The sequence below is a fragment of the Kitasatospora sp. NPDC127111 genome (assembly GCF_042677465.1).
Lineage (GTDB): Bacteria > Actinomycetota > Actinomycetes > Streptomycetales > Streptomycetaceae > Kitasatospora.
Map to the genome: position 1 here is coordinate 1 of NZ_JBHXTG010000062.1, position 20,136 is coordinate 20,136.

A 20,136-nucleotide genomic window follows, 5' to 3' on the forward strand; every position below is an offset into this window, starting at 1 on the left:
GTTCGGGCCGGGGCCGCGCGGCCCCGGCCCGAACCGGCCGTCGGACGCGTCCTAGCCGCTGTAGACGCCGACCTCGTGGAGCGAGTAGCCCCACTGGGTGCCGCGCTGCACGCCGTGGACGCGGACGTAGCGGGCCGGGACGCCGGTGAACCGCACGGTGTCGAGGCCGCCGTCCCCGGTGGTGGTGGACCACACCGACTGCCAACCGCCGCCGTCGGTGGAGACCTCGATCCGGTACGCCCGCCCGTAGGCGCGTTCCCAGTCCAGCGTGACGCGCCCCACCAGGTTGGTGGAGCCGAGGTCGACCTGGAACCACTGGTCGTCGCTCCACTCGCTGGCCCAGCGGGTACCGGGGTCGCCGTCCACCGCCCGGCCGGGTGCGAAGCTGACGAACGGGTTCCACCACTCGGTGGTGCTGGCCGCGGCCGGGCGGCCCGCGGCCACGTTCACCGTGGCCCGGTGCCGCTCCGACGCCCCCCAGGTGGAGAGGTAGGACTCGGCGCCGCGGAAGAGGTCGTCCACCACGTCCTGGCCGCCGACCAGCCGGATGTCCTCCAGCCAGTCCGGCACCAGACCGTAGTGCGCGGCGCCGTCCGTGTTGAGGTCCCAGGTGCGCGCGCCGGTGGTCTGCCGGTCGATGAGCGAGCCGCCGTCCACGCTGCGGAACGGGTAGCGCACCGGGTTGGCGGTGTCCGCCCCGCGCGGGCCCGGCCAGCCGCCGACGCCGTTCATGTCGGTGCCGTAGCCGTACCCCACGTGGTACTTGTCGCGCAGCGCGTCGGTGCGCTTGGCCTCCGCGCTGAACCCCTCGGCGCCGTGCATGTACTGGGCGACGAAACCGCCGAGCTTGTAGACCCGCTCGGTCCAGTCGAGGTCCATCCAGCTGTGCGAGGAGATCACGCCCGGGTAGGACTCGGACTCCAGGATGTCGAACGAGCGCCCGGCCGCCTTGACGCTCATGTGGTCGACCTCGAGCATCATCTTGCGCTTCATGAGCCCGCGCACCGCGTACTCGCCGAGCTCGGTCAGCCCGCGGCTGTTGCACTGCGCGTCGCCGGCGTAGGCCGGCACCGCCACCCCCGCCGGAAGCTGCTTCTGCGCCTCGGGCGCCGGGACGAGGCCGATCGGGTTGTCGTGCTGCGGCCCGGCGCACTTCTCGGTCTTCCAGAAGGTGCCGGTGGAGAGGAACTGGCCGACGTTGATCGCCGTGCCGAGCGCGCCCTCGTCGAAGCGCACCCCGCACAGCGCGTTGTCGAACTTGTGGCAGAGGAACATGCTGCGCACGCCCAGTCCGTACAGCTCGTCCAGGCCGCGGTCGATGTCGGCCCGGCTGCACTGGGCGACGTCCAGGATCTGCTTGCAGCCGAACGGCTCGGAGGTCTCCACGCCGAGGACGACGGCCAGCTTGCCCTGCGCGACCACCTCGCGGGCCTGCGCGCTGTCGGTGACGATCCGGAACCAGCCCTTGCCCGGCCCGCCGTACATGGTGTCGATGTACGCCTGCAGCTCGTAGGTCTTCTGCGCCTGGAGGCGGATGGAGGTCATCTCGTCGCAGCTGCGGTCCTTGAAGAAGTAGACCGAGCAGATCACCCCGTTGGTGACCAGGTCGTTGACCAGCACCCGCTGGCCGCCGCGCCAGGCCCGTTCGATCCAGGCGTAGTAGTTCTGCTGGTGGGTGAGCGAGTCGTGGGCCGGCCAGTCCGCGAAGGTCGGCCAGCCGACCGGGTCGTGCTTGCCGTCGCCGCCCTTGGTGATGAAGTCGAAGATGGCGAGCGAGCCGTCGGGGTAGTGCTCGGGACAGTCCTTCAGCGCGTCGGCCACCCCGTCCGGGGAGAAGGCCTTGCCGCAGATGAGCCGGCCGCCGAAGCCCTCGTTGGCCATGATGTGGTCGTGCGCGTCCACGAAGCCCCGGACCCGCCCCTGGGCGTCGGTCCCGCGGAAGGGCTCGCCCGTGACGTTGACCTGCGAGTCGGGCGCGGGCCGCGCGGTGGGGTTCCACCAGCCCGGGTCGCCCGGTGCCGCGGGCGCCGGAGCGGCGAACACCATGGCGGCCAGAGTGAGGAGTGCGGCCAGAAGTGTGGCGAATCCGCGCCTGCGATGGGGGAGTTGGTGCATGGTCACCACCCGTGTCCGAGGTGAGGGGGGTGGCGCGGCCGGCACCGGGCACCGTCCGGGACGCGCGGACCGGCCCGTCCGGGCCGGCTGTCATGACCGCGCACTCGGTGTGACGAGAATCGCCACTGTTGGAAAAAGAGTCAATAGCCGTGCGCGGACTGGGGGTCGGCGGCCCGTTCGAGGTCGTTGCTCGAAGATCGGGCTAGTCGAGTTCGGCGGGGTCGTGGGCGCAGATCAGGCGGACCTCGGCGTCGTGGTTGCGGCGCAGCTCGCGCAGGCGGGAGAGGTTGGCCAGGCGGGTGGGGTTGTCGGCGGCCACCAGGCGCTGGAAGGCGGTCAGGCCGGGCGGGCGGCGGAGGCCGGCCGGGTCGACGTCGGCGTGCGAGAAGTAGGCGTCGCCGCAGTGCAGCAGCCAGCGGTCCGCGTCCCGGACGGCGACGCCGCAGTGGCCGCGGGTGTGGCCGGGCAGCGGGACCAGCAGGAAGTCGGGCGCGTCGCCGGGCAGCACGGGGAGGGCCCGGAAGCCGTACCAGCTCTCGTCGGCGGCGTCCGGCCGGTGCTCGGCCCAGTGCGGGCCGTGGGCCCACTGGGCGCTGCGGTAGCGGTCCCGCTCGGCCCGGTTCGCGGGGGCGAGCGCGGCCCGGAGTTCGTCGGCGAGGACGTGGATCCGGGCGTGCGGGAAGTCGCCGATGCCGCCGGCGTGGTCGGGGTCGAGGTGGGTGAGCACGATGTGCCGGACGTCGCGCGGGTCGTGGCCGAGCGCGCGGATCCGCCGCACCGCGGTGGCCGCCGCGTCGAGCCGCGGCCGGGCGGCCCAGCGCAGCGTCCGCCCGAGCCGCCGGGGGTCGGCGAGGTCGCCGGTCCCGAACCCGGTGTCGACCAGGAGCAGCCCCCGGTCGCCCTCGACCAGCAGGCAGTGCGCCGACAGCCGCCCGACCAGCGGCCCGCCGCTGCCGATCAGGCGCCGGCCGCCGAGCGGGCACATCGTGGCGCAGTCGAGGTGATGGACGGTCATGTCGCCTCCGGAACTACGGTGGTGGTGGGGGGACCCTACGCGATCCGCGTGCTGGCGGCGCCCGGCCGCGGCCCGGCGCCGGCGGACGGGGCGAGCCGCCGGTCCAGGCCCTCGGCCAGCCGGACGTCGCCGTGCTCGGTGTACAGCTCGTCCGCCGCCCGCAGGTGCTCGCCCGCCTCCGCGGCCCGGCCGGTCGCGGTCAGGAACTCGGCGAAGTAGCGCTCGGTCATCGCGTGCAGCCGGACGTTCCCGGTCGACCGGCACCGGTGCAGCGCCTCCCGCCAGACCTGCTCGGCCGCCGCCCGCTCGCCCAGCGACCCGAGGGCGAGCGCCTCGCTGACCATCGCCCAGAGGTGGGCGTTGGCCGTCGGGTGGTCGGCCAGCAGCGCCCGGGTCTCCCGGGCGTGCTCCAGCGCCGCGGCGGGCTCGCCCAGCATGACCTTGAGCGCCGCCGTGTTGCTGAGCACCGTGGCCGCGTGCTCGCGCAGTCCGGTCGCCCGGATCAGCGCGATGGCGGCCCGCGCGAGCCGGTCGGCCTCCACCGGATCGCCGGCCAGCGCGGTCATCGAGGCGCGGACCGACAGCGCGTGGATGTGCAGCTCGCCGTCCTCCGGGGCGGTGCGGCCGACCGCCCGGCGGGCCATCGGCAGCGCCTCCGCGACGCGCCCGCTGGAACCGAGCGCGCACGCGGTGGCCGCTTCCATGGCGGCCAGCCCCTCCCGGCCGCCGTGCAGCCGGGCGGCCTCCAGCCCGACCCGGAGGCAGTCGAGCCGGTCGGTGACCCGCCCGGCGCCGTAGTACAGCGCCGCCGTCACCCTGGCCAGCCGCCAGGCGCGTTCGTGGTCGGCGCGCTCGGCGGCGGCCGTCACCAGTGCGCGGAGCAGCGGTTCCTCGGCGTGGCACCACGCCAGCGTGGCCGGGACGTCGGCGAGCCGGGGCAGCGCCCGCGGCTCCGGGCCCGGCGGCCGGTAGGGCCGGTGGTACGGGCTGAACCGCTGCACCGCCAGCCCGGCGGCGACCAGCGCGTAGTCGGCGAGCCGCCCGAACGCCCGCCGCTGCTCCTCCGCCCCGAACCCGGCGAACAGCTCGGCGCCGTACAGCCGGACCAGGTCGTGCCGGCCGAACCGGCCCGGTGCGTGCTCCGTGACCAGGTGGTGCGCGGCGAGCTGGCCGAGCGCCCGCCGGGCGCCCGCGGCGTCCGTGTCGAGCAGCGCGGCGGCCGCGGCCGGGTCCGCCGCGGTGCCCGGGTGGACGGTCAGCAGCGCGAGCAGCTCGCGGGCGTCGTGGGGGAGGTGCTGGTACGTCAAGGAGAGTGCCGACCGCACGCTGACCGTCCCGGCCGTCCCGAGCGCGGCCAGCCGGGTGCGTTCGTCGGCCAGCTCCGCGACCTGGTCGGCGAGCCGCCGGCCCGGCCGTGCCGCGAGCCGGGCGGCCACGATCCGCAGCGCCAGCGGCAGCCGGTCGCACAGCCCGGCCAGCCGCCCGGCCTCCTCCGGCTCGGCCGCCACCCGCTGCGCCGTCAGGTGCCGCTCCAGCAGCCGGTACGCGTCGGCGGCCGGCAACGCGGGGACCTGCAGCAGGGCCGCGCCCTCGGTGACCGCCAGGTCCTCCAGGCTGTTCCGGCTGGTCACCACGGTCGCGCAGCCGGCACCGGCCGGCAGCAGGCCGGCGACGTCGGTGGCGGAGCGGGCGTTGTCCAGGACGACCAGCAGCCGGCGCTGCCGGGTCTGCCCGTGGAACAGTGCCGCCCGGCCGGCCCGGTCACCGGGGATCACGGCCTCGGGCAGGCCGAGTGCCCGCAGGAAGCGGGCCAGGACCGCCGACAGGTCCGCCGGCCCGGCCGCCTCGAAGCCCCGCAGGTCCGCGAAGAGCAGGCCGTCCGGGAAGCCGGCGGCCGCCCGGTGCGCCCAGCGCAGCACGGTCGCCGTCTTGCCCACCCCGGCCGGTCCGGTCACCACGGCGAGACCGTCACCGGTCCGTTCCGGCCCGCACTGGGCGTCCAGCCAGCGCTGTTCGGCCTCGCGGCCGACGAACCCCCGGGGCGGTCCCGGGGCGTCCAGGGCGTGGAGCGTGGCGTGGGGAGGGGCGGTGCCGGCGGAGGGCGTGTCCGGCCGGCCGGCGTCGGGGCCGGGTGGGCGGCCGGGCGGGTCGGTCGCGGCGGCGGTGTCCTCGGCCCGGTCGGCGCCCGCCAGGACGTCGGCGAGCGCCTGCTGCAGCGCGGGCCCCGGCGTGATGCCGAGCTCCTCGGCCAGCTGCGCCCGCGCCCGGTGATAGGCCCGCAGCGCCCTCGGCGCGTGGCCGCCCTGGTGCAGACAGCGCATCAGCAGGGCCACGGCGGGTTCGTGGAGCCCGTCCGCGCGGACGCACTGCTCCAGCGCCGGGACGGCCTCCCCGCCCCGCCCGAGCCGCAGCTGGCGCTGCGCCCACGCGATCAGCGCCGCCGTCCGCTCCGCGTCCAGTCGGCCGGCCAGCCCGGCGCACGACGGCGTGGCCGGGAGGCCGGCGAGTGCCGCACCGCGCCACAGCTCCAGCACCCGGCCGAGCAGCGCGGCGGCGTCGGCGTCGGCCGTCCCGGCCGCCCGCGCGGCCAGCGCCCGGGCGGCGAGCGCGTCCACCGCTTCGGGATCCCCCGTCAGCCGGTAGCCGGGCGCCAGGGTGTGCAGGGTGAACCCGGAGCCGGCCAGCGCCTTGCGCAGCGCCGCGACGTGCCCCTGCAGCGCTGCCCTGGCATGCGTCGGCGGCCGGTCCTCCCACAGCAGCTCGCAGAACCGCTCCACCGGCACCGTCCGCCCGAGCTCCAGGGCCAGCAGCGCGAGCACCGCCCGCCGCTGGGGCCCGCCGACGGCGGCGGCCGAGCCGTCCGTGCGCCGCAGCTCGACCGGACCGAGCAGCCGTATCTCCATGGGTTCCCGTCCTGCCCGTGTCGCCGGTCCGGCCCGTCCTGCCGGGTAGCGCATCCTACCCGCGAGTAACACCCCGGTGGCACCCCGCCGTCCGGCGGGTGGGGGCACCCGCCGGGCGGATGCCGGAGCCGGCGTGAACTCCCCGGCCCGCCGAGGCCGTACAGCGGGGTGGGGGCGTGCTCCGGCGTCCCGCGGGCGGGGCGCGATCCGCGCCCCGCCCGGCCCCGGCCCGGAGAGCCCAGGGAGGAACTGGATGCAGTCCCGACGCGACCAGGTGCAGGCACACCTGTTCGTGATGAACAGGCTCGCCTCCGGCATGCTGCGGGCCGAGCCCGACGCGCCCGACACCCCCACCGGCCGCACCACGCGTGGGGCGCTGACCGGCCTCGCGGTGGCGGTGCTGATCGGCCTCGGGGTCGCCGTCTACGGAGCGGTCAAGCCCGGCGGCAGCACCGACTGGTCCGAACCCGGCACCCTGGTGGTCGTCGAGGAGAACGGCGCCCGCTACCTCTACCTGGGCGGACAGCTGCACCCGGTGCTCAACGACACCAGCGCCAAGCTCGTGGCGGGCGACAGGATGGTGGTCAAACAGGTCGCCCGGGACTCCGTCGCCGCCGTCCCGCGCGGCGGGCCGGTCGGCATCGTCGGTGCGCCCGACGGCCTGCCGGCGGCCGACGGACTGGCCGGTACCACCTGGCTGGTCTGCGGCACCACCGAGCCCGGTCCGAACGGCCCCGGCAGTCCGCCCGTCCCGCGGCTCGCCCTGCTGGTGGACCCGCCCCGCGAGGGCAGGGCGCCGGCCGCCGGGCAGGGCGTGCTGGTCAGCACCCCGGACGGCGCGGTCCACCTGCTGTGGCAGGGGCAGCGGCTTCGCGTCGACACCACCAACTCGGCTCTCCAGGCACTCGGGTACGACGGCACCGCGCCGTTCCCGGTGCCCGCCGGACTGGTGAACGCGCTGCCCGCCGGCCCCGACCTGGCCGCCCCGGCGGTGCCCGGCCGCGGCAGTGCCGGGCCCGACCTCGCCGGGCGGCCCACCCGGATCGGGCAGCTCTTCGAGGCGCCCGGCGGCCTCCACTACCTGCTCACCCAGGAAGGCCTGGTCCCGCTCAGCCGGACCAGGTACGAGCTGCTGCGCGGCGACCCGCGCACCCAGCGCGAGGCGTACGGCAAGGACGCCCCCGTCACCGCGCCGATCGGCGCGGACGACCTCGCCGCGCACAGCGCGCCGTCCGCGTCGGCCGGTCCGGCCGCCGCCGGGCTGCCCGAGGCGCCGCCCGGCCTGGTCGCGCCGGCCCGCGGCGAGGGCGTCTGCGCGGACCTGCACACCGGGGCCGCCGCACCCGTCGGCACGGTCACCGTCCTGGCCGGTGCCGACGCGGCGGCCGGCCGCCCGCCCGCCGCCCAGCCCGGGGTGACGGCGGGCTGCCCGGTCGCGGACCGGATCGCCGTCCGGCCGGGCGGCGGCGCCCTCGTCCGGGCGCTCTCCGGCGCGGGTGGCGGCAACACCGGGTACCTGGTCACCGAGACCGGGGTGAAGTACGGGCTGCCGGCCGCCGCCGTCAAGCAGCTCGGCTACCCGGAGAACGCGACGGTCGCCGTCCCGGCCGCGGTGCTGGGCCTGCTGCCCACCGGGCCGAGCCTCGACCCGGCCGCCCTGGGGGCCGCCGCGGTGGTGGCACCGCCGGCCCCGGTGAACCCGCCGGCGTGCGGGTGAACCCGAGGGCCCGAAGCGGCCGTTGAGCCAGTTGACGCGTGTACGGGCCGAGTTCTCGGCCCGGGCGGACCGAGGGAAGGAGCACACCGGTGACGTCACCCGTGCTGAACAAGGAAGACGCGGCGATCCAACAGGCCCTGGCCGGCCTGGAGCACCAGATCGCGGCGATGATCACCTCCGGCCAGACGGTCGAGCGGATCAACGAGGAGATCGCCGCCGGCTACGTCTCCGGTGCCAGCCGGGCCTTCCAGGAGAAGGTCAACGACTGGGTCGCGCGCTACAAGCAGATCATGCAGGCCTTCGAGCGGTTCACCGAGAGCACCCAGGGCGCGAACCAGATCCTCAACAACGCCGAGGAGGACGCGCACGTGATCGGTGGCAACTGGGGTGCCTCGGACGGCATCTACCAGGGCCTCGGCGGCAAGTGACGGCGTGAACGGGAAATCGGACCGAGAGGAACATCGCGATGGCGGACATTGAGCTGCGGCACGAGTCGATCGACCAGGCCGTGAGCGACCTCCAGCAGGCCGGCTCCACCATGGAGAGCAACATGGACCAACTGGTCGGGACGCTGAAGGGCGTGATCGACGGCGGCCACTTCGCGGGCGCGGCGGCCACCGCCTTCCAGGAGTTCTTCCGGGTGGTGAACCAGAACGAGGCCGACATGCGCACGGACATCCGCACCGCGGCCTCGCTGCTCGGCCAGATGCACGCCACCATGAAGCACGCCGACGCGACCGCGTCGAAGGCCTTCTGAACGGTCTCGGGAGACCGGGAGGAGGACGGGAATGGGCGAGAAGTTCAAGGCCACGGACGCCGGCTTCGCGGAGTTCGCCAAGCGGTTCAACGCCTTCATCGACGCCGCCACGGAGAATCAGGACATCAGCCACCTCGGCGTGATGGCCAAGAACGGCGGCAAGCCGAAGCTCGGTCCGCCGTACAACGGGATCCTGCCCGGGGGCGGCGACTCGTTCGAGATGGGGCTGCTCCTGCAGCAGGACTTCACCGCGTTCTGCACCGGCGTGTCCACCTCGATCACCACGATGCAGACCAGGGTGGTGACCATGCGGGAAAGGCTGCGGGCCGCCCACGACATCCTGCAGAACGGCGAGGACGAGGCGCTGACCACGGCCCAGTTCACGACGCTCCTGTCGACGGCGCTGGGCGGCGGCACCGGCGGCACCGGCGGTAGTGGCGGCGCCGGCGGAAAACCCTGAGCCCGGTCTCCGGACTCCCGTCCACCGGCCGGGAGTCCGGAGACCGGCCCCGCTGCCGTCCGCTGCCGCCGCACGGCGTCCCGAGGACCGGACCGGCCGGTCCGGCAGGCACCTCGCCCCGCGGGTGTCCTCCCGGCGCCCCGCACCACACCAACCAGGAGCCGAGATGACGAGTCCCACACCCCAGAACGCGTTCGCCTGGGAGGGGGCGCTGAAGGCCTTCGCATCGTCGCAGCAGGGCGACTCCGTGGGGAACCGGGTCGACGTGGTCTCGGGAAAGCCGTGGATCCGCCTCGAGAACACGCTCACCTCCCCCAACGCGGATCAGCAGAAGACCATCGACCTCTACGCCTACTGGGGTGACGCCGACAATCCGACGGCGCGGATCAACGCCATCCTCGACTGGGGCCAGTGGACCTCGCCGGAGGGGTCGAAGAGCCGTACCCCCCTGGAGAAGTTCACCCACGCCCCGACCGAGATCCTGGACCCGCTCGTCGGTGCGCCCTACGAGAGCGACACCGTCAGCACGGCCAGCTTCGAGGCCGCGGCGACCACGATCACCAACGTGAAGACCTGGCTCGGCGACCAGATCAAGCTGGTGGACACCTGGGTCAGTGACCTGGACGTTCCGGACAGCGACCTCCAGGGCACCACCGCCGGCCGGTTCAAGCAGGTCCTGCTCGCCTTCCGGGGCGAACTCCACCAGACTCTGATCCCGTTGGAGACGACCCGGGACATGGTGCTGTCGCCGGGGCCCTTCGGCAGCTTCGGCAACGTCGACCTCCCGAACGGCCTGCTGCTGGCGGACGGCCACCTCCGGGTGGGGCTCACCAAGCTCCGCACGGCGTTCAGCGCCTGGTGGGACGAGGGCAGGACCGCCAACGGCAGCAGCGACTGGACCTTCAACTACGCGGACTACGGCCACAACTGGCCGGCCCTCTGCTGCCAGAAGGCGTTCTTCGACGCCGTGCAGACCATCCACTGCGACACCCTCGGCAATCTGACCAACCCCAGCGGACCGGTTCCGAAGGATCCCGCCTTCTGGACCGCGGTGGACCAGAACGCCAAGACCCTCTGGTCGGACTTCGCCGCGAAGACGCTCGACGGGCCCGCGGCCGAGGTCATGCGGGACCTGAGCACCGTCTACTCGAAGCTGCGCAGTCTGCTCGTCTTCACCGCGCCCGTCTTCAGCCTGCCGACGCCCCCCGCCCCGGAACCGGGCGGGGACGGCACCGGGGGCACCGGGGACAAGAAGCCGCCGGGGACGGACGGGAACAAGGACGGCCCGACCGTCCCACCACCGACCATCAAGACCACCCCGCCGCCGGGACCGCCCAAGACGGGGACCGGAGGCGGCCTGGGTGGCGGTGGCGGCGGCCTGGGAGGCGGGCTCGGCGGCGGCTCCGGCACCGGGCAGGCCCCGCTGCTCGACAAGGACGGCAAGCCGCTGCTCGGCCAGGACGGCAAGCCGTTGCTCGTCCCGGCCGGCACCACGGTCAACGGCAAGGGCGAGCTGATCGGCCCGGACGGCAAGCCGCTGCTGGGCGCCGACGGGAAGCCCCGGACGGTGCCGGCCGGGACCGTCATCGGGAAGCCGCCCACCACCGGTCCGTTCCGGGTCCCGGCCGGCTCCACGCTCAACCCCGACGGCACGGTGACCGGCCCCGACGGCCGGCTCCTGCGCGATGCCAACGGGAACCCGGTCGTGCTGGGCAAGGGGCACACCATCACCAAGGACGGCGAGGTCAAGGACGCCAACGGCAAACCCGTCACCCAGCAGGACCAGCTGCTGACCGACGAGGAGCAGGCCCTGGCCACCCGGCTCGGCGCGGTCGGCGGCGGCCTCGGTGGCGTGGGCGGCTCCTCCGGTGGCTCGTCACTGGGCGGGCTGGGCGGGCTGGGCGGCCTCGGAGGGCTGGGCGGGCTCGGCGGGCTCGGCTCGGGGAGCCGCTCCACCGGCTCGGGCGCCGGCATCTTCGGCGACGACGGGTTCGGCGCCTCCTCCGGCCTCGGGGGGATCGGCGGTCTCGGCGGCGCAGCGCGCCCGGGCGGTACCACCCTCGGCCCGCCGTCCGTCGGAATCGGCGGCCGGCTGGCGTCCAACCCCGCCGTCCGGTCGGCGGCCGAGCTGGCGACCCGGGAGGCCACCGAGGCCCGCCGCCTCGCCGCCGAGCGGTCGGCGGCCGCCACCGCCGCGGAGGAGGCCGAGCTGATGGGCCGCAGGGTCTCCACCACGGGCGGGACGGGCGGGCCGATGATGCCGCCGATGGGCGGCGCCGCCGGCGGGGCCGGGCAGGGCGAGAAGGACCGGCAGCGCACCACCTGGCTGGCCGAGGACGAGGAGGTCTGGGGCACCGACGGCGGTGGCGTCACCGGGGTCATCGGCCGCTGAGCCGGCACCGCCGCGCACCGGCCGAACCGCCGGGCCCCGTCCGTCCGTAGAACGGATCGGACAACCCAGAAGCAGACGTGTTCCGGGCCCTTCCCCCGTGGGGTCCGGGACACGTCGTACGACGAGACGACGGAGGTGTCGGCGATGGCGTCGTTCGCCGAGCAGATCGACCAGGCCCTGGCCGCGTTGGACGAGCAGCAGACCAGGATGGCGGCCGTGGCCAAGGAGCTGGAGGCGGCCACCGCCACGGTGACCACCAAGGACCGCCTGGTCACCGCGAAGGTCGGAGCGCAGGGCCAGGTGGTCTCGCTGACCTTCCACAGCACGGCCTACCGCGACATGGCCCCGGCCCAGCTGGGCCGCGTCCTCACCGACGTCCTGAACGAGGCGCGGGCGGAGATCGGCGAGCGGGTCGCCGCGTCGATGAGCCAGTTCAGCGGGCTCGGCGAGGCCCTGGCCGGCTCGATGACCGGCGGGGCCGGACTGGACGACCTGCTGGAGCCGTTGCGCTCGATGCGGCCCGGCCACGCCGAGGAGGCCGAGGCGGAGAAGCGCCGCCGCAACCGGCAGGAGGAGTTCCGTGGCTAAGAAGCTCACCGCCCTCTCCGACCTCGAATCCTTCGGGCAGTTCGACGACATCACGGAACTGATGGACGGCATCAAGCTCAGGGTCAAGGAGATCAACGAGTTCAACACGGAGTCCGCCGGTCGCGACGACATCGGCAAGAACTACCACGCCAAGGTGGACAAGCCGACGGAGAACCTGACCGACCTGCTCAACGAGGTCCGCAAGACGCTCGACTCCGCACGCAAGGGCGGAAAGCACACCTCGAACCTGCTGAACAACGCGGACCAGGACGCCAAGGACTCGGTCTGACCCGAAGCGGCCCCCGCCGACGACGACCCGACGGGACGCGGCGGGATCCGACGGAACACCAGGAGTACAGCCACCATGTCGATCACGCTGCCCGCGGGGCTCGCGAAGTTCTTCTCGATCGTGAGCGGCATGAAGTGGCCCGAGGCCGACGAGGACCGGCTCCGCACCGCCGGCGACGACTACCTGGCGATAGCCAAGGACATCCCGGATCTCAAGGACTACGTCCTCGCCCTGGTCAGGCGCTGCCTGGACGAGATCGAGGGGGACGCGGCCGACGCCTTCGTCGAGAAGATGCGGCGGCTGGTCGGGGAGACCGGCGGCACGGACTACCTCTCCGCGGCCGGGGACTCGGCGAAGGAACTCGGCGACTTCGCCCACAAGGTGGCGAACCAGGTCGAGTACATGAAGTGGATGATCATCGGCCAGCTCATCCAGCTGGCCGCCCAGATCGCCTGGGCGATCGCCAACGTCCCGCTCACCTTCGGCGCGTCACTCGCGACGATCTTCGCCGCCGAGCAGGCGGCGGCGGCGGTCATCAAGCAGGTGTTCCTCTGGCTGCTCCGGCAGATCCTGCTGCACGAGTTCCTGAGCATCACCACCGGCCTGATGATGGACGTCATCATCCAGACCATCCAGATCGGCACGGGCCACCGCAAGGAGTGGGACGACGCGGCGACCCTGCAGACGCTGCAGTTCGCGGCGATCAACGGCCTGCTCGCCGGGCCGCTGGAACTGGTCGGCTTCGGCTTCGGCAAGCTCTTCGGGAGGATGTTCGGCAAGGGCATCGGCCAGACCCTGGCGGGGGACCTCAAGGGCCTGGCCGGCGGTGAGATCAAGAACCTGGCGGGCGGCGAGGTCAGGAACCTGGCGAAGAACCTCACCACCACCGAGATGAGGAACCTGGCCCGCAACGAGGCCGAGAACCTCACCGCCAACGAGCTCAAGAACGCGGCGGGGGCCGGGCTCAAGAACGAGATCAGGACCGTCGGCGGCTCGGCGGGGAAGACCGCGGGCGGCAACGCGGCCAAGGAGACCGCGGGCAAGGCCGCCGGCAACACGGCCAAGGGCGCGGCCGACGGCGCCGCCGCCAAGGTGTCCAAGGTCGACAAGTTCACCAAGGACATGGGCACGGCCTTCGAGGAGAACCTCACGAAGCTCGGCATCGGCAAGGAGGTCGCGAACCGGGCCGGCCAGAACTTCGCCAGGACGCTGGCCTCCAACGGGGCTCGCTACGCCGTCGACCAGCGGACCGTCCGGAAGCTCCTCGACACCGTCCTGACCGGCCTGTCGAAGGAGGAGCAGCAGGTGGTCAGGGACCTGGCGGAGCGCACCATGGGGCTCGCCGGCGGCCTGCGCCCCCAGACGGGCCTCCAGATGCTGTACAAGTTCGGCGAGGGTCTCGGCATGTACCTCAAGGGGGGCGTGCAGAACATCCTCACCGAGGGCACCTTCAACCTGGTCTTCGGCGAGGACCACGAGTTCACCGTCACCTGGGAGACCTTCGTCGGCGGTGTCTCGATGGGGGTGCTCACCCACCTGGGGCACCTGGCGACCGCGCCGCTCCAGGAGAAGTTCCAGCAGCAGGTGAAGCGGTGGGACGCCGAGTCGGCCGAGACCAGCGACTCCAAGTACTACGGGCCCTTCCACCCCCGCACCCTGCTGGCCCTGGCCTCGAACCTGAGCGGCAACCCGACCTCCCTGCTGATCCCCCGGCCGATGGGCCCCAAGGCCCGTGCGGAGCTGGGCCTCGACGCGCCGGTGCCCGTCGGGACGGAGTCGTCCGGCTCCGCCCCCGCCGCGAAGGCCCCGGAGGGCGCGGGCTCCTCCCGCCCCTCGACGTCCTCGGACTCGGCCGGATCCTCCGGCCGGTCGGCCGGCGGTGCGCGGGAGCACTCCCGTTCGTCGACGGACGGGCCCACGCGCGGCTCGACGAAGGTGGTGTCGGACGGCGGCACCGACACCCACGACACGTCGAAGCCCGGGGCGGACGAGGAACTGCCGCCGACGCCCACCGCCACCGGGACGGCCGGCGCCCCCGCTCCTGTCCGGACCACCGGCAACACCCCCGGCACGACCGGACCGGTCACCGGGCCGGGCCCTGGCGACAAGCCGTTGCCGCGGATGCCGACGCCGGGTCACGTCGACGGGCCGTTGCCGCCGGTGCCGACGCCGGGTCATGTCGACAAGCCGTTGCCGCCGGTGCCCGTGCCGACCGAGTCCGGCGCCGATCACCGGCCGGACCGCGGGCCCGCACCGCACGGGGGCACGGACCACGAGCGCACGGACCGTGATCTCACGGACGGCCGGCGCCCCGACGACGGCCCCGACGACGGCCCCGGCCGTGACGCCGGTCTCGACCACCTGCCGATCGACCACCGCGCGGGGGACGACCACGAGGAGACGCCCGCCCACGGCAGGCGCCTGAGCGAGTTCGGCAGCACCCAGCAGGGCCGGTGGATCGCCGACCCGGACCTGCCGCGGGAGCGGCAGACGCGGATCGAGGACGCGCTCAAGCGCATGCCGGTCGACGAGACCAGGTACACCGTGGCCGTCCACATCGGCGAGGGCGGGGCGCCGAGGATCGACGGCCGCACGCTGGGGCCGGAGGAGATGGCCCGGACGCTGCGGGACCTGGAGGCGTCGGGGGAGTGGGACCCGTTCAGCCAGACCGTCGAGTTCGTCGCGTGCGGCGCCGGCCGGTCCCTCGACTCCGGTTACGTCCACGAGGTCATGACGGAACTCTGGAAGAGCCTCCCCGACGCCCGGGCCAGGGCCGCCGACGGCCCGGTGTGGCTGGTGCCCTCGTTCTCCCGTCCCGAACACGGCGGCATCCAGGACGGCCCCGGTCACCTGGTGGTGGCCACCCGGGTCGGTCTCGACGCCGACGGCCGGCCGGTGATCGAGGGTGGCGGGGAGTGGCACGAGTACCGCCGTCCGCTCTCCGACGAGCAGACGAGGCTCCGGGAGGAGAGCGAGCCGCCGTGGTACCTGCGGCCGGATCCGGAGCAGCCGTCGGCCCCCGACCACTACGCGGCCGCGAGGACCGGGGACCAGATGGAGGAGCTGCCGGAGGCCGTCGTCTTCGGCGACCCGCCGACCGCCGCACAGGTGGCCGCGGGGGTCGACCTGGCACAGCGGCACCTCACCGCAGCCATGACCGACCATCGGCTCCGCGAGTTCATGGGCGGGATCAAAGCCGGTACCTTCACCGGCAAGCGCGGCGCCGGCGGGATGCTCATCCACCGTACGGGGGAGCGGTTCGACAACCTGATGCTCCAGGTGGAGCGGTTCTTCGCCCACGCGGAGACCGTCCGGCCGCCGGACGCGACCGGGGCGGGCGAGACGCTGCTGCTCTACCGCGCGGTGAAGATGAGCGCTCAGGCGCGGGCCGCCACGGAGTTCCTGGAGCTGCTGCCGTCCTCGACCTCCTTCAACCCGGCCTTCCACGAGCAGTGGACGACGAACGGGGGCGGGAGCGCGAACTACGTGCTCTTCGAGATCGAGGTGCCGGTCTCCCACCCCATGCTGGCGCTGTCGTTCCCACCCGGCCACACCCCGCTTCCGGGCGGCCCGGCCGAGGTGAACCCCGGACAGCACGAGGTGACCCTCGGCCCGAGCCGGCTGCGGGTGATCGGCGGGCCGGAGACGGTGGCGGGCCTCGACGTCGTCCGGGTGACCGCGGAGCCCCTGGACGTCGCCGGCATCACCACCTTGGTGCACGACTGGTCGAGCGACATGACCACGGAGGAGGCGTTCGAAGGCTTCCTGAGGCACTTCAGCGCGGACTCCCTGCGGGCCGCGCACCCGTACGACCTCCCCTACGACCGCCGGATCACCGAGCGGATGTCGGAGGACGGACGGGAGAAGACCGTCGAGATCCGGGCACTCCACCCCAAGCTGGCCGGTCAGCACCTGACGATCACGGTCAGGCTGGAGGACGACGGGTCGGTGTCGGTGCACCGCGTCAACAGCGAGGACGAGGCCGACGGCCGGGTGCCGGAGACGGCCCGCTACACGTCCGCCGACCTCCACACGGTGAGCGACTACCTCCGTGGCGACACGTTGGGTGAACACCCCAGCTACGAGGCGCTCAGCGTCCCCTTCGAGTGGTTCTCGACGGACCCGGTCCCGCGCATGGGCGAGGTCGGCGAGCCGTTCACCGCGTTCGGTGGCTCCGAGCGCGGTTGGTGGCTGGGGGACTCGGAGCGGTCCGGGCCGGCACCGGCCGGGACCCTGTCGCGGTTCCCGTCCCAGGCGGGCGTGTTCACGATCGCCGTGCACACGGACCCGACGAGCGGGATGCCGGTCCGGGGCGGTGCCGCGATCACCGCGGACGACATGGTCGGCATCCTCGCCGGGCTGCACGAGGGCGGTGCCTGGAACGGCACCGACCAGCTCCGGTTCGTCGCCTGCGGGCTGGGCGGCACCGTGGACCACGACTACGTCACCGAGGTGATGAGACAGCTCGGCCGCGGCGACCTCGGCACCTCCGCGATGGCCGCGACGGGGACGGTGTACTTCGTGCCGCCGTCCGGCGGCGGCCAGGGGCGAGGCCACCTCGTGGTCGCCTCCGAGGTGGGCTACACCCTGGACGGCAGGCCCGCGGTGGTCGAGGGCGGCCACTGGCTGGAGTTCCGACGGCCGGAAGGCGAGGAGCCCGCGCCGCCTCCGGAGCGCCGTGGGGCCTACCTCCCGGGGCACGGCGAGGAGCACCGGCTCCTGCCCGACGGGTACGTGGCGGCGGAGCGCGACCAGCTGGACCGCGACCGGACGCTCGACGGCGCGATGTCGTTCGGTGACGGCACCACGAACCGCGGGGAGGTGCCGCAGCGGGCACCTTCGGAGCACGATCCGGTGGCCGAGGCGCCGGCGCACGACGCGACGCGGCACCAGGACGCCGGGGAACGGCACGCCGGCCACGAGGAACGGAACGCCGTCCCCGAGGGACCGGTGGCCGTCCACGAGGAGTCCGTGGTCGTCCGCTCCGTCCCCGACGCCGTCGCCCGGGCGCTCTCCACCACCGTGGCCGGCACCCCGAACGGGGCGCACTGGCTCGCCGACCCGGCCGCGCGCGGCTCCACGGCATCGCTGCCGGTGCTGGAGGCACTGCGCCGACTCCCGGACGACGACCGCTACTTCACCATCGCCTACCACGGTGCCGACGACGGCGCGCCGACCTGGCTCGGCGAGCGGCTGTCGCCCGAGCAGCTGGCCGACACACTGCTGCGGCTCGCCGAGGGCGGCCAGTGGCGCGGCGAGCCGCTGCGCTTCCTCTCCTGCTACTCCGGCCGGAACGAGGCGCGGTCCTTCGCCGCCCGGACCCTGACGGCGCTGCACGAGGCGCTCGCCCTCCGGCAGGCCGACGGCGGGCAGCTCAGCCCGGCCCTGGCCCGGCTCGGCCGGCCGGAGGCCTTCGCCCCCGGGGAGCTGCTCTACCTCACGGGCGGGGAGCAGCCCCGGGCGGTGACCGCCGCGCGGGCCGGCTACTCGGCCGACGGCCGTCCGCTGATCGAGCGGCCCGGCGACTGGCACCACCTGACGGTCACCGAGGACGGCACCGTCCGCTCCGCCCCGCGGGCGCAGGAACTCCTCCGCCCCGACGAGGCACCGGTCCCGCGTGCCACCGAGCAGGACCCGATCACCGATGACCGGATGGTCGTCCTGGCGCTTGAGGACGAGGAGACCTCCCCCGAGTTCCCCCAGGACCCGGCCGGGGAGGGCTCGTCCGGCGCCGGCTCCGTCGCCGACATGATCGACCAGGTCCTGACCCCGCGGTCCACCGGCCCGCTGTGGTCGGCGCAGCGCGAGCGCGCGTGGGCGCTGGTCGCGGAACACGTGCCGAAGATCGTCCGGCCGGCGGACTACTGGACGGACGCGCGCACGGGGGACGTTCGCGTCCAGACTCCGGAGCGGACGATCGATCCACTGCTGTACGACCACGGCACCGGCGAGGGCGCGTTCGAGGCTCTGAGGTCACGGCTGGACAACACCCCGGGGGAGGGGCGCATCGCCACGGTCGTGTTCACCCGCCCGCACGGGGAGGCGGACGTGGTGGCGGTGACGCGCTCGAACGGCTCCCTCGAATGGCGGCACGCGGGCCGGGACGAGGCCTGGGTGGCGACCGGTCGGCACTGGGACGACACCCACGTCTGGGCGGTCACCACCGGCGACCACGTGTTCCGGGCCACGGGGGGCGACAAGACCTACGTGATCCGCGCGGAGAACTCGGGCGACATGTACCACATGCGGGCGGCCATGGTGGCCAACCCCGACTCCGAACTGCTGATCTGGAACGTCAGCGAGAGCACCAAGAAGCAGGCCGAGATGATCGTCAATCTGCACGACGACCTGATCAGGAGCGGGCGTACGGTGCGGTACACGACGGACCCGGTCCCGCCCCCAGGCCGGAACGAGACGAAGGCGTCGGAGGACATCGCCGGACACTTCAGGAGGAACCCCGGAGCGGCTCACCAGAACCTGTTGGGAGGTGTGCTGCGCCAGGCGCCCGACCCGAGGGTGGCCAGGGAGCAGCTGAAGGATCCCATAGCCGCCCTCACCAGGGGGGTGGGCATTCTGAGCAGCCGCCTCAGGGAGTACGACGGCGGTGGCCTGTTGACCGTGAAGACCGCTCTCGTCAAGGAGTTCGCGCGGGCCTACGGGCACTACACCCCCGAGGAAGCCGCGGCCTTCCGGAAGGACCTGGTGGAGCTGGGTGGCTTCCAGCCGGAAAAGGCCTACGTCATCGTCGTGCACCGCGACAGTGGGCACAGCACCCGCGCCGGGGCGAACGCACCGGCGCTCGACACCGGCGTGACCGGGATGAGAACCCTCATCGAGCAGGCGGGCGAACTGACGGTTGCGCACGGCCGGAAGGCCGAGGTGGTGACCATGGGCACGGAAGCGGCCGGGCACCGGGGGGCGAACCTGCTCAGCTACTGGAACTGGCCTTCGGTCGGCAACCGCCGGAAGGAACTCTCACTCCTGAAGTACCTCTCCGACACCTACAACGTCCTCGGTGCGGTCGGCATGCGCAGCGGTGTGATGGACCAGATCGCCTTCGCCGGCATCAGGATCGTCTCGATCGACATCAGCCCGCACCGTACCGAGGTCGGGTCGGAGCGGACGCTGCCGAACATCAAGCCTTCGAAGGGATGGACGCGCGGCCTCAAGTTCGAGGACGATCTCGGCCACCACTACGGGCGCGTGTTCATCACCGACCCGCGGACCGACGACACGGACAGGAGAGCGAGGGACTTCCAGGGGGAATTCACCACCAGGGACCGCGAGGCGATCCGTCGCGGCATCGACCTCTACCTCGGCGAGGGCGCCACGAGCTCCGGCGCGAGGGACGCGTCCCATCCGCTCAACGCCGGCAAGGTCCTGGAAGGCCTGGACCAGCTGACCGGCATCGACGGCATGACCGGCATCGAACTCGGCCGCTGGACCCTGCCCTACCTGAACGAGCTCAACGAACTGAAATTCAAGATCACGGGCGCGGAGGCCGAGGTACAGGCAGCCCTGAAACGGTTGGAGGAACTGCACGCCCAGGCGGTCGGGCGCAGCGCCGACCTCCGGACGAGGGCCGGCGAACGCTGCCGGCAGGAGGTGGTGGTGCAGCTGCGCGACGCCGGGCCGGGCGACCTGGAGGTACCCGCGGTCACCTGGCTGAGCGACAACGAATGGACGCGCCTGGTGGACGGAGCGGACCAGACGACCGACTTGACCCCCGCCCTCGGGAAGATCCGTGCGGAGCTCCGCAGACTGAACAGCGCGAACCGGGACATGATCGACGCCCTGCCCGACGAGCAGGTGTGGCAGGTCTACCTGACGTTGTACCGGTACTACCGCGACGGCGTCTGATCCCCCCGAACAGCAGGAGGCCCCGGCCGCTTCGGCGGCC

The 20,136-nt window shown here is 73.6% G+C and carries 11 protein-coding genes; 8 read left to right on the forward strand and 3 right to left on the reverse strand.

Annotated elements, in window-relative coordinates; genetic code table 11:
* Nucleotides 1-51 precede the first annotated feature (51 nt).
* The 3 genes from ACFVHB_RS29880 to ACFVHB_RS29890 form a co-directional block, all read right to left on the reverse strand.
* Nucleotides 52-2,046, reverse strand: a complete 1,995-nt coding sequence (locus ACFVHB_RS29880) for a discoidin domain-containing protein (protein ID WP_380328426.1) — start codon at nucleotides 2,044-2,046, stop codon at nucleotides 52-54.
* Between the two features lie 271 nt (nucleotides 2,047-2,317).
* Nucleotides 2,318-3,130 carry an MBL fold metallo-hydrolase gene (locus tag ACFVHB_RS29885; protein ID WP_380328428.1) on the reverse strand — a complete coding sequence of 271 codons (813 nt, stop codon included), beginning with the start codon at nucleotides 3,128-3,130 and terminating at the stop codon, nucleotides 2,318-2,320.
* A gap of 35 nt (nucleotides 3,131-3,165) precedes the next feature.
* Nucleotides 3,166-6,033: a BTAD domain-containing putative transcriptional regulator gene (locus ACFVHB_RS29890; protein WP_380328430.1), complete on the reverse strand. Its 2,868-nt coding sequence runs from the start codon at nucleotides 6,031-6,033 to the stop codon at nucleotides 3,166-3,168.
* A gap of 253 nt (nucleotides 6,034-6,286) precedes the next feature.
* On the opposite strand from ACFVHB_RS29890, the gene eccB reads away from it, so the two are divergent.
* From eccB to ACFVHB_RS29930, 8 genes are all read left to right on the forward strand, one after another.
* Entirely contained in the window at nucleotides 6,287-7,750 is a 1,464-nt protein-coding gene (eccB, locus tag ACFVHB_RS29895) for a type VII secretion protein EccB (RefSeq protein ID WP_380328432.1), read from the forward strand.
* Nucleotides 7,751-7,839: 89 nt separating this feature from the next.
* Entirely contained in the window at nucleotides 7,840-8,178 is a 339-nt protein-coding gene (locus tag ACFVHB_RS29900; RefSeq protein ID WP_380328434.1) for a hypothetical protein, read from the forward strand.
* Nucleotides 8,179-8,216: 38 nt separating this feature from the next.
* A complete protein-coding gene (locus ACFVHB_RS29905) occupies nucleotides 8,217-8,507 on the forward strand; it encodes a WXG100 family type VII secretion target (RefSeq protein WP_380328436.1) in 291 nt (96 codons plus the stop codon).
* A gap of 31 nt (nucleotides 8,508-8,538) precedes the next feature.
* The gene (locus ACFVHB_RS29910) at nucleotides 8,539-8,967 is read left to right on the forward strand and encodes a hypothetical protein (RefSeq protein ID WP_380328438.1); all 429 of its coding nucleotides are present in this window, start codon (nucleotides 8,539-8,541) and stop codon (nucleotides 8,965-8,967) included.
* A gap of 166 nt (nucleotides 8,968-9,133) precedes the next feature.
* Nucleotides 9,134-11,359, forward strand: a complete 2,226-nt coding sequence (locus tag ACFVHB_RS29915; protein ID WP_380328440.1) for a hypothetical protein — start codon at nucleotides 9,134-9,136, stop codon at nucleotides 11,357-11,359.
* 144 nt (nucleotides 11,360-11,503) lie between these two features.
* Nucleotides 11,504-11,947 carry a YbaB/EbfC family nucleoid-associated protein gene (locus ACFVHB_RS29920; RefSeq protein ID WP_380328442.1) on the forward strand — a complete coding sequence of 148 codons (444 nt, stop codon included), beginning with the start codon at nucleotides 11,504-11,506 and terminating at the stop codon, nucleotides 11,945-11,947.
* Nucleotides 11,940-12,236 carry a hypothetical protein gene (locus tag ACFVHB_RS29925; protein ID WP_380328444.1) on the forward strand — a complete coding sequence of 99 codons (297 nt, stop codon included), beginning with the start codon at nucleotides 11,940-11,942 and terminating at the stop codon, nucleotides 12,234-12,236. The genes ACFVHB_RS29920 and ACFVHB_RS29925 overlap by 8 nt, the downstream gene beginning before the upstream one ends.
* Before the next feature lie 75 nt (nucleotides 12,237-12,311).
* Nucleotides 12,312-20,096 (forward strand): hypothetical protein, encoded by a 7,785-nt coding sequence (locus ACFVHB_RS29930; protein WP_380328446.1) that lies wholly within the window; start codon nucleotides 12,312-12,314, stop codon nucleotides 20,094-20,096.
* Nucleotides 20,097-20,136 lie beyond the last annotated feature (40 nt).

What these genes read in the sequence shown, in the direction of transcription:
- ACFVHB_RS29880 (WP_380328426.1), bottom strand. Translation starts at nt 2,046, where the DNA reads ATGGTGTTCGCCGCTCCGGCGCCCGCGGCACCGGGCGACCCGGGCTGG.
- ACFVHB_RS29885 (WP_380328428.1), bottom strand. Translation starts at nt 3,130, where the DNA reads ATGACCGTCCATCACCTCGACTGCGCCACGATGTGCCCGCTCGGCGGC.
- ACFVHB_RS29890 (WP_380328430.1), bottom strand. Translation starts at nt 6,033, where the DNA reads ATGGAGATACGGCTGCTCGGTCCGGTCGAGCTGCGGCGCACGGACGGC.
- eccB (WP_380328432.1), top strand. Translation starts at nt 6,287, where the DNA reads ATGCAGTCCCGACGCGACCAGGTGCAGGCACACCTGTTCGTGATGAAC.
- ACFVHB_RS29905 (WP_380328436.1), top strand. Translation starts at nt 8,217, where the DNA reads ATGGCGGACATTGAGCTGCGGCACGAGTCGATCGACCAGGCCGTGAGC.
- ACFVHB_RS29910 (WP_380328438.1), top strand. Translation starts at nt 8,539, where the DNA reads ATGGGCGAGAAGTTCAAGGCCACGGACGCCGGCTTCGCGGAGTTCGCC.
- ACFVHB_RS29915 (WP_380328440.1), top strand. Translation starts at nt 9,134, where the DNA reads ATGACGAGTCCCACACCCCAGAACGCGTTCGCCTGGGAGGGGGCGCTG.
- ACFVHB_RS29920 (WP_380328442.1), top strand. Translation starts at nt 11,504, where the DNA reads ATGGCGTCGTTCGCCGAGCAGATCGACCAGGCCCTGGCCGCGTTGGAC.
- ACFVHB_RS29930 (WP_380328446.1), top strand. Translation starts at nt 12,312, where the DNA reads ATGTCGATCACGCTGCCCGCGGGGCTCGCGAAGTTCTTCTCGATCGTG.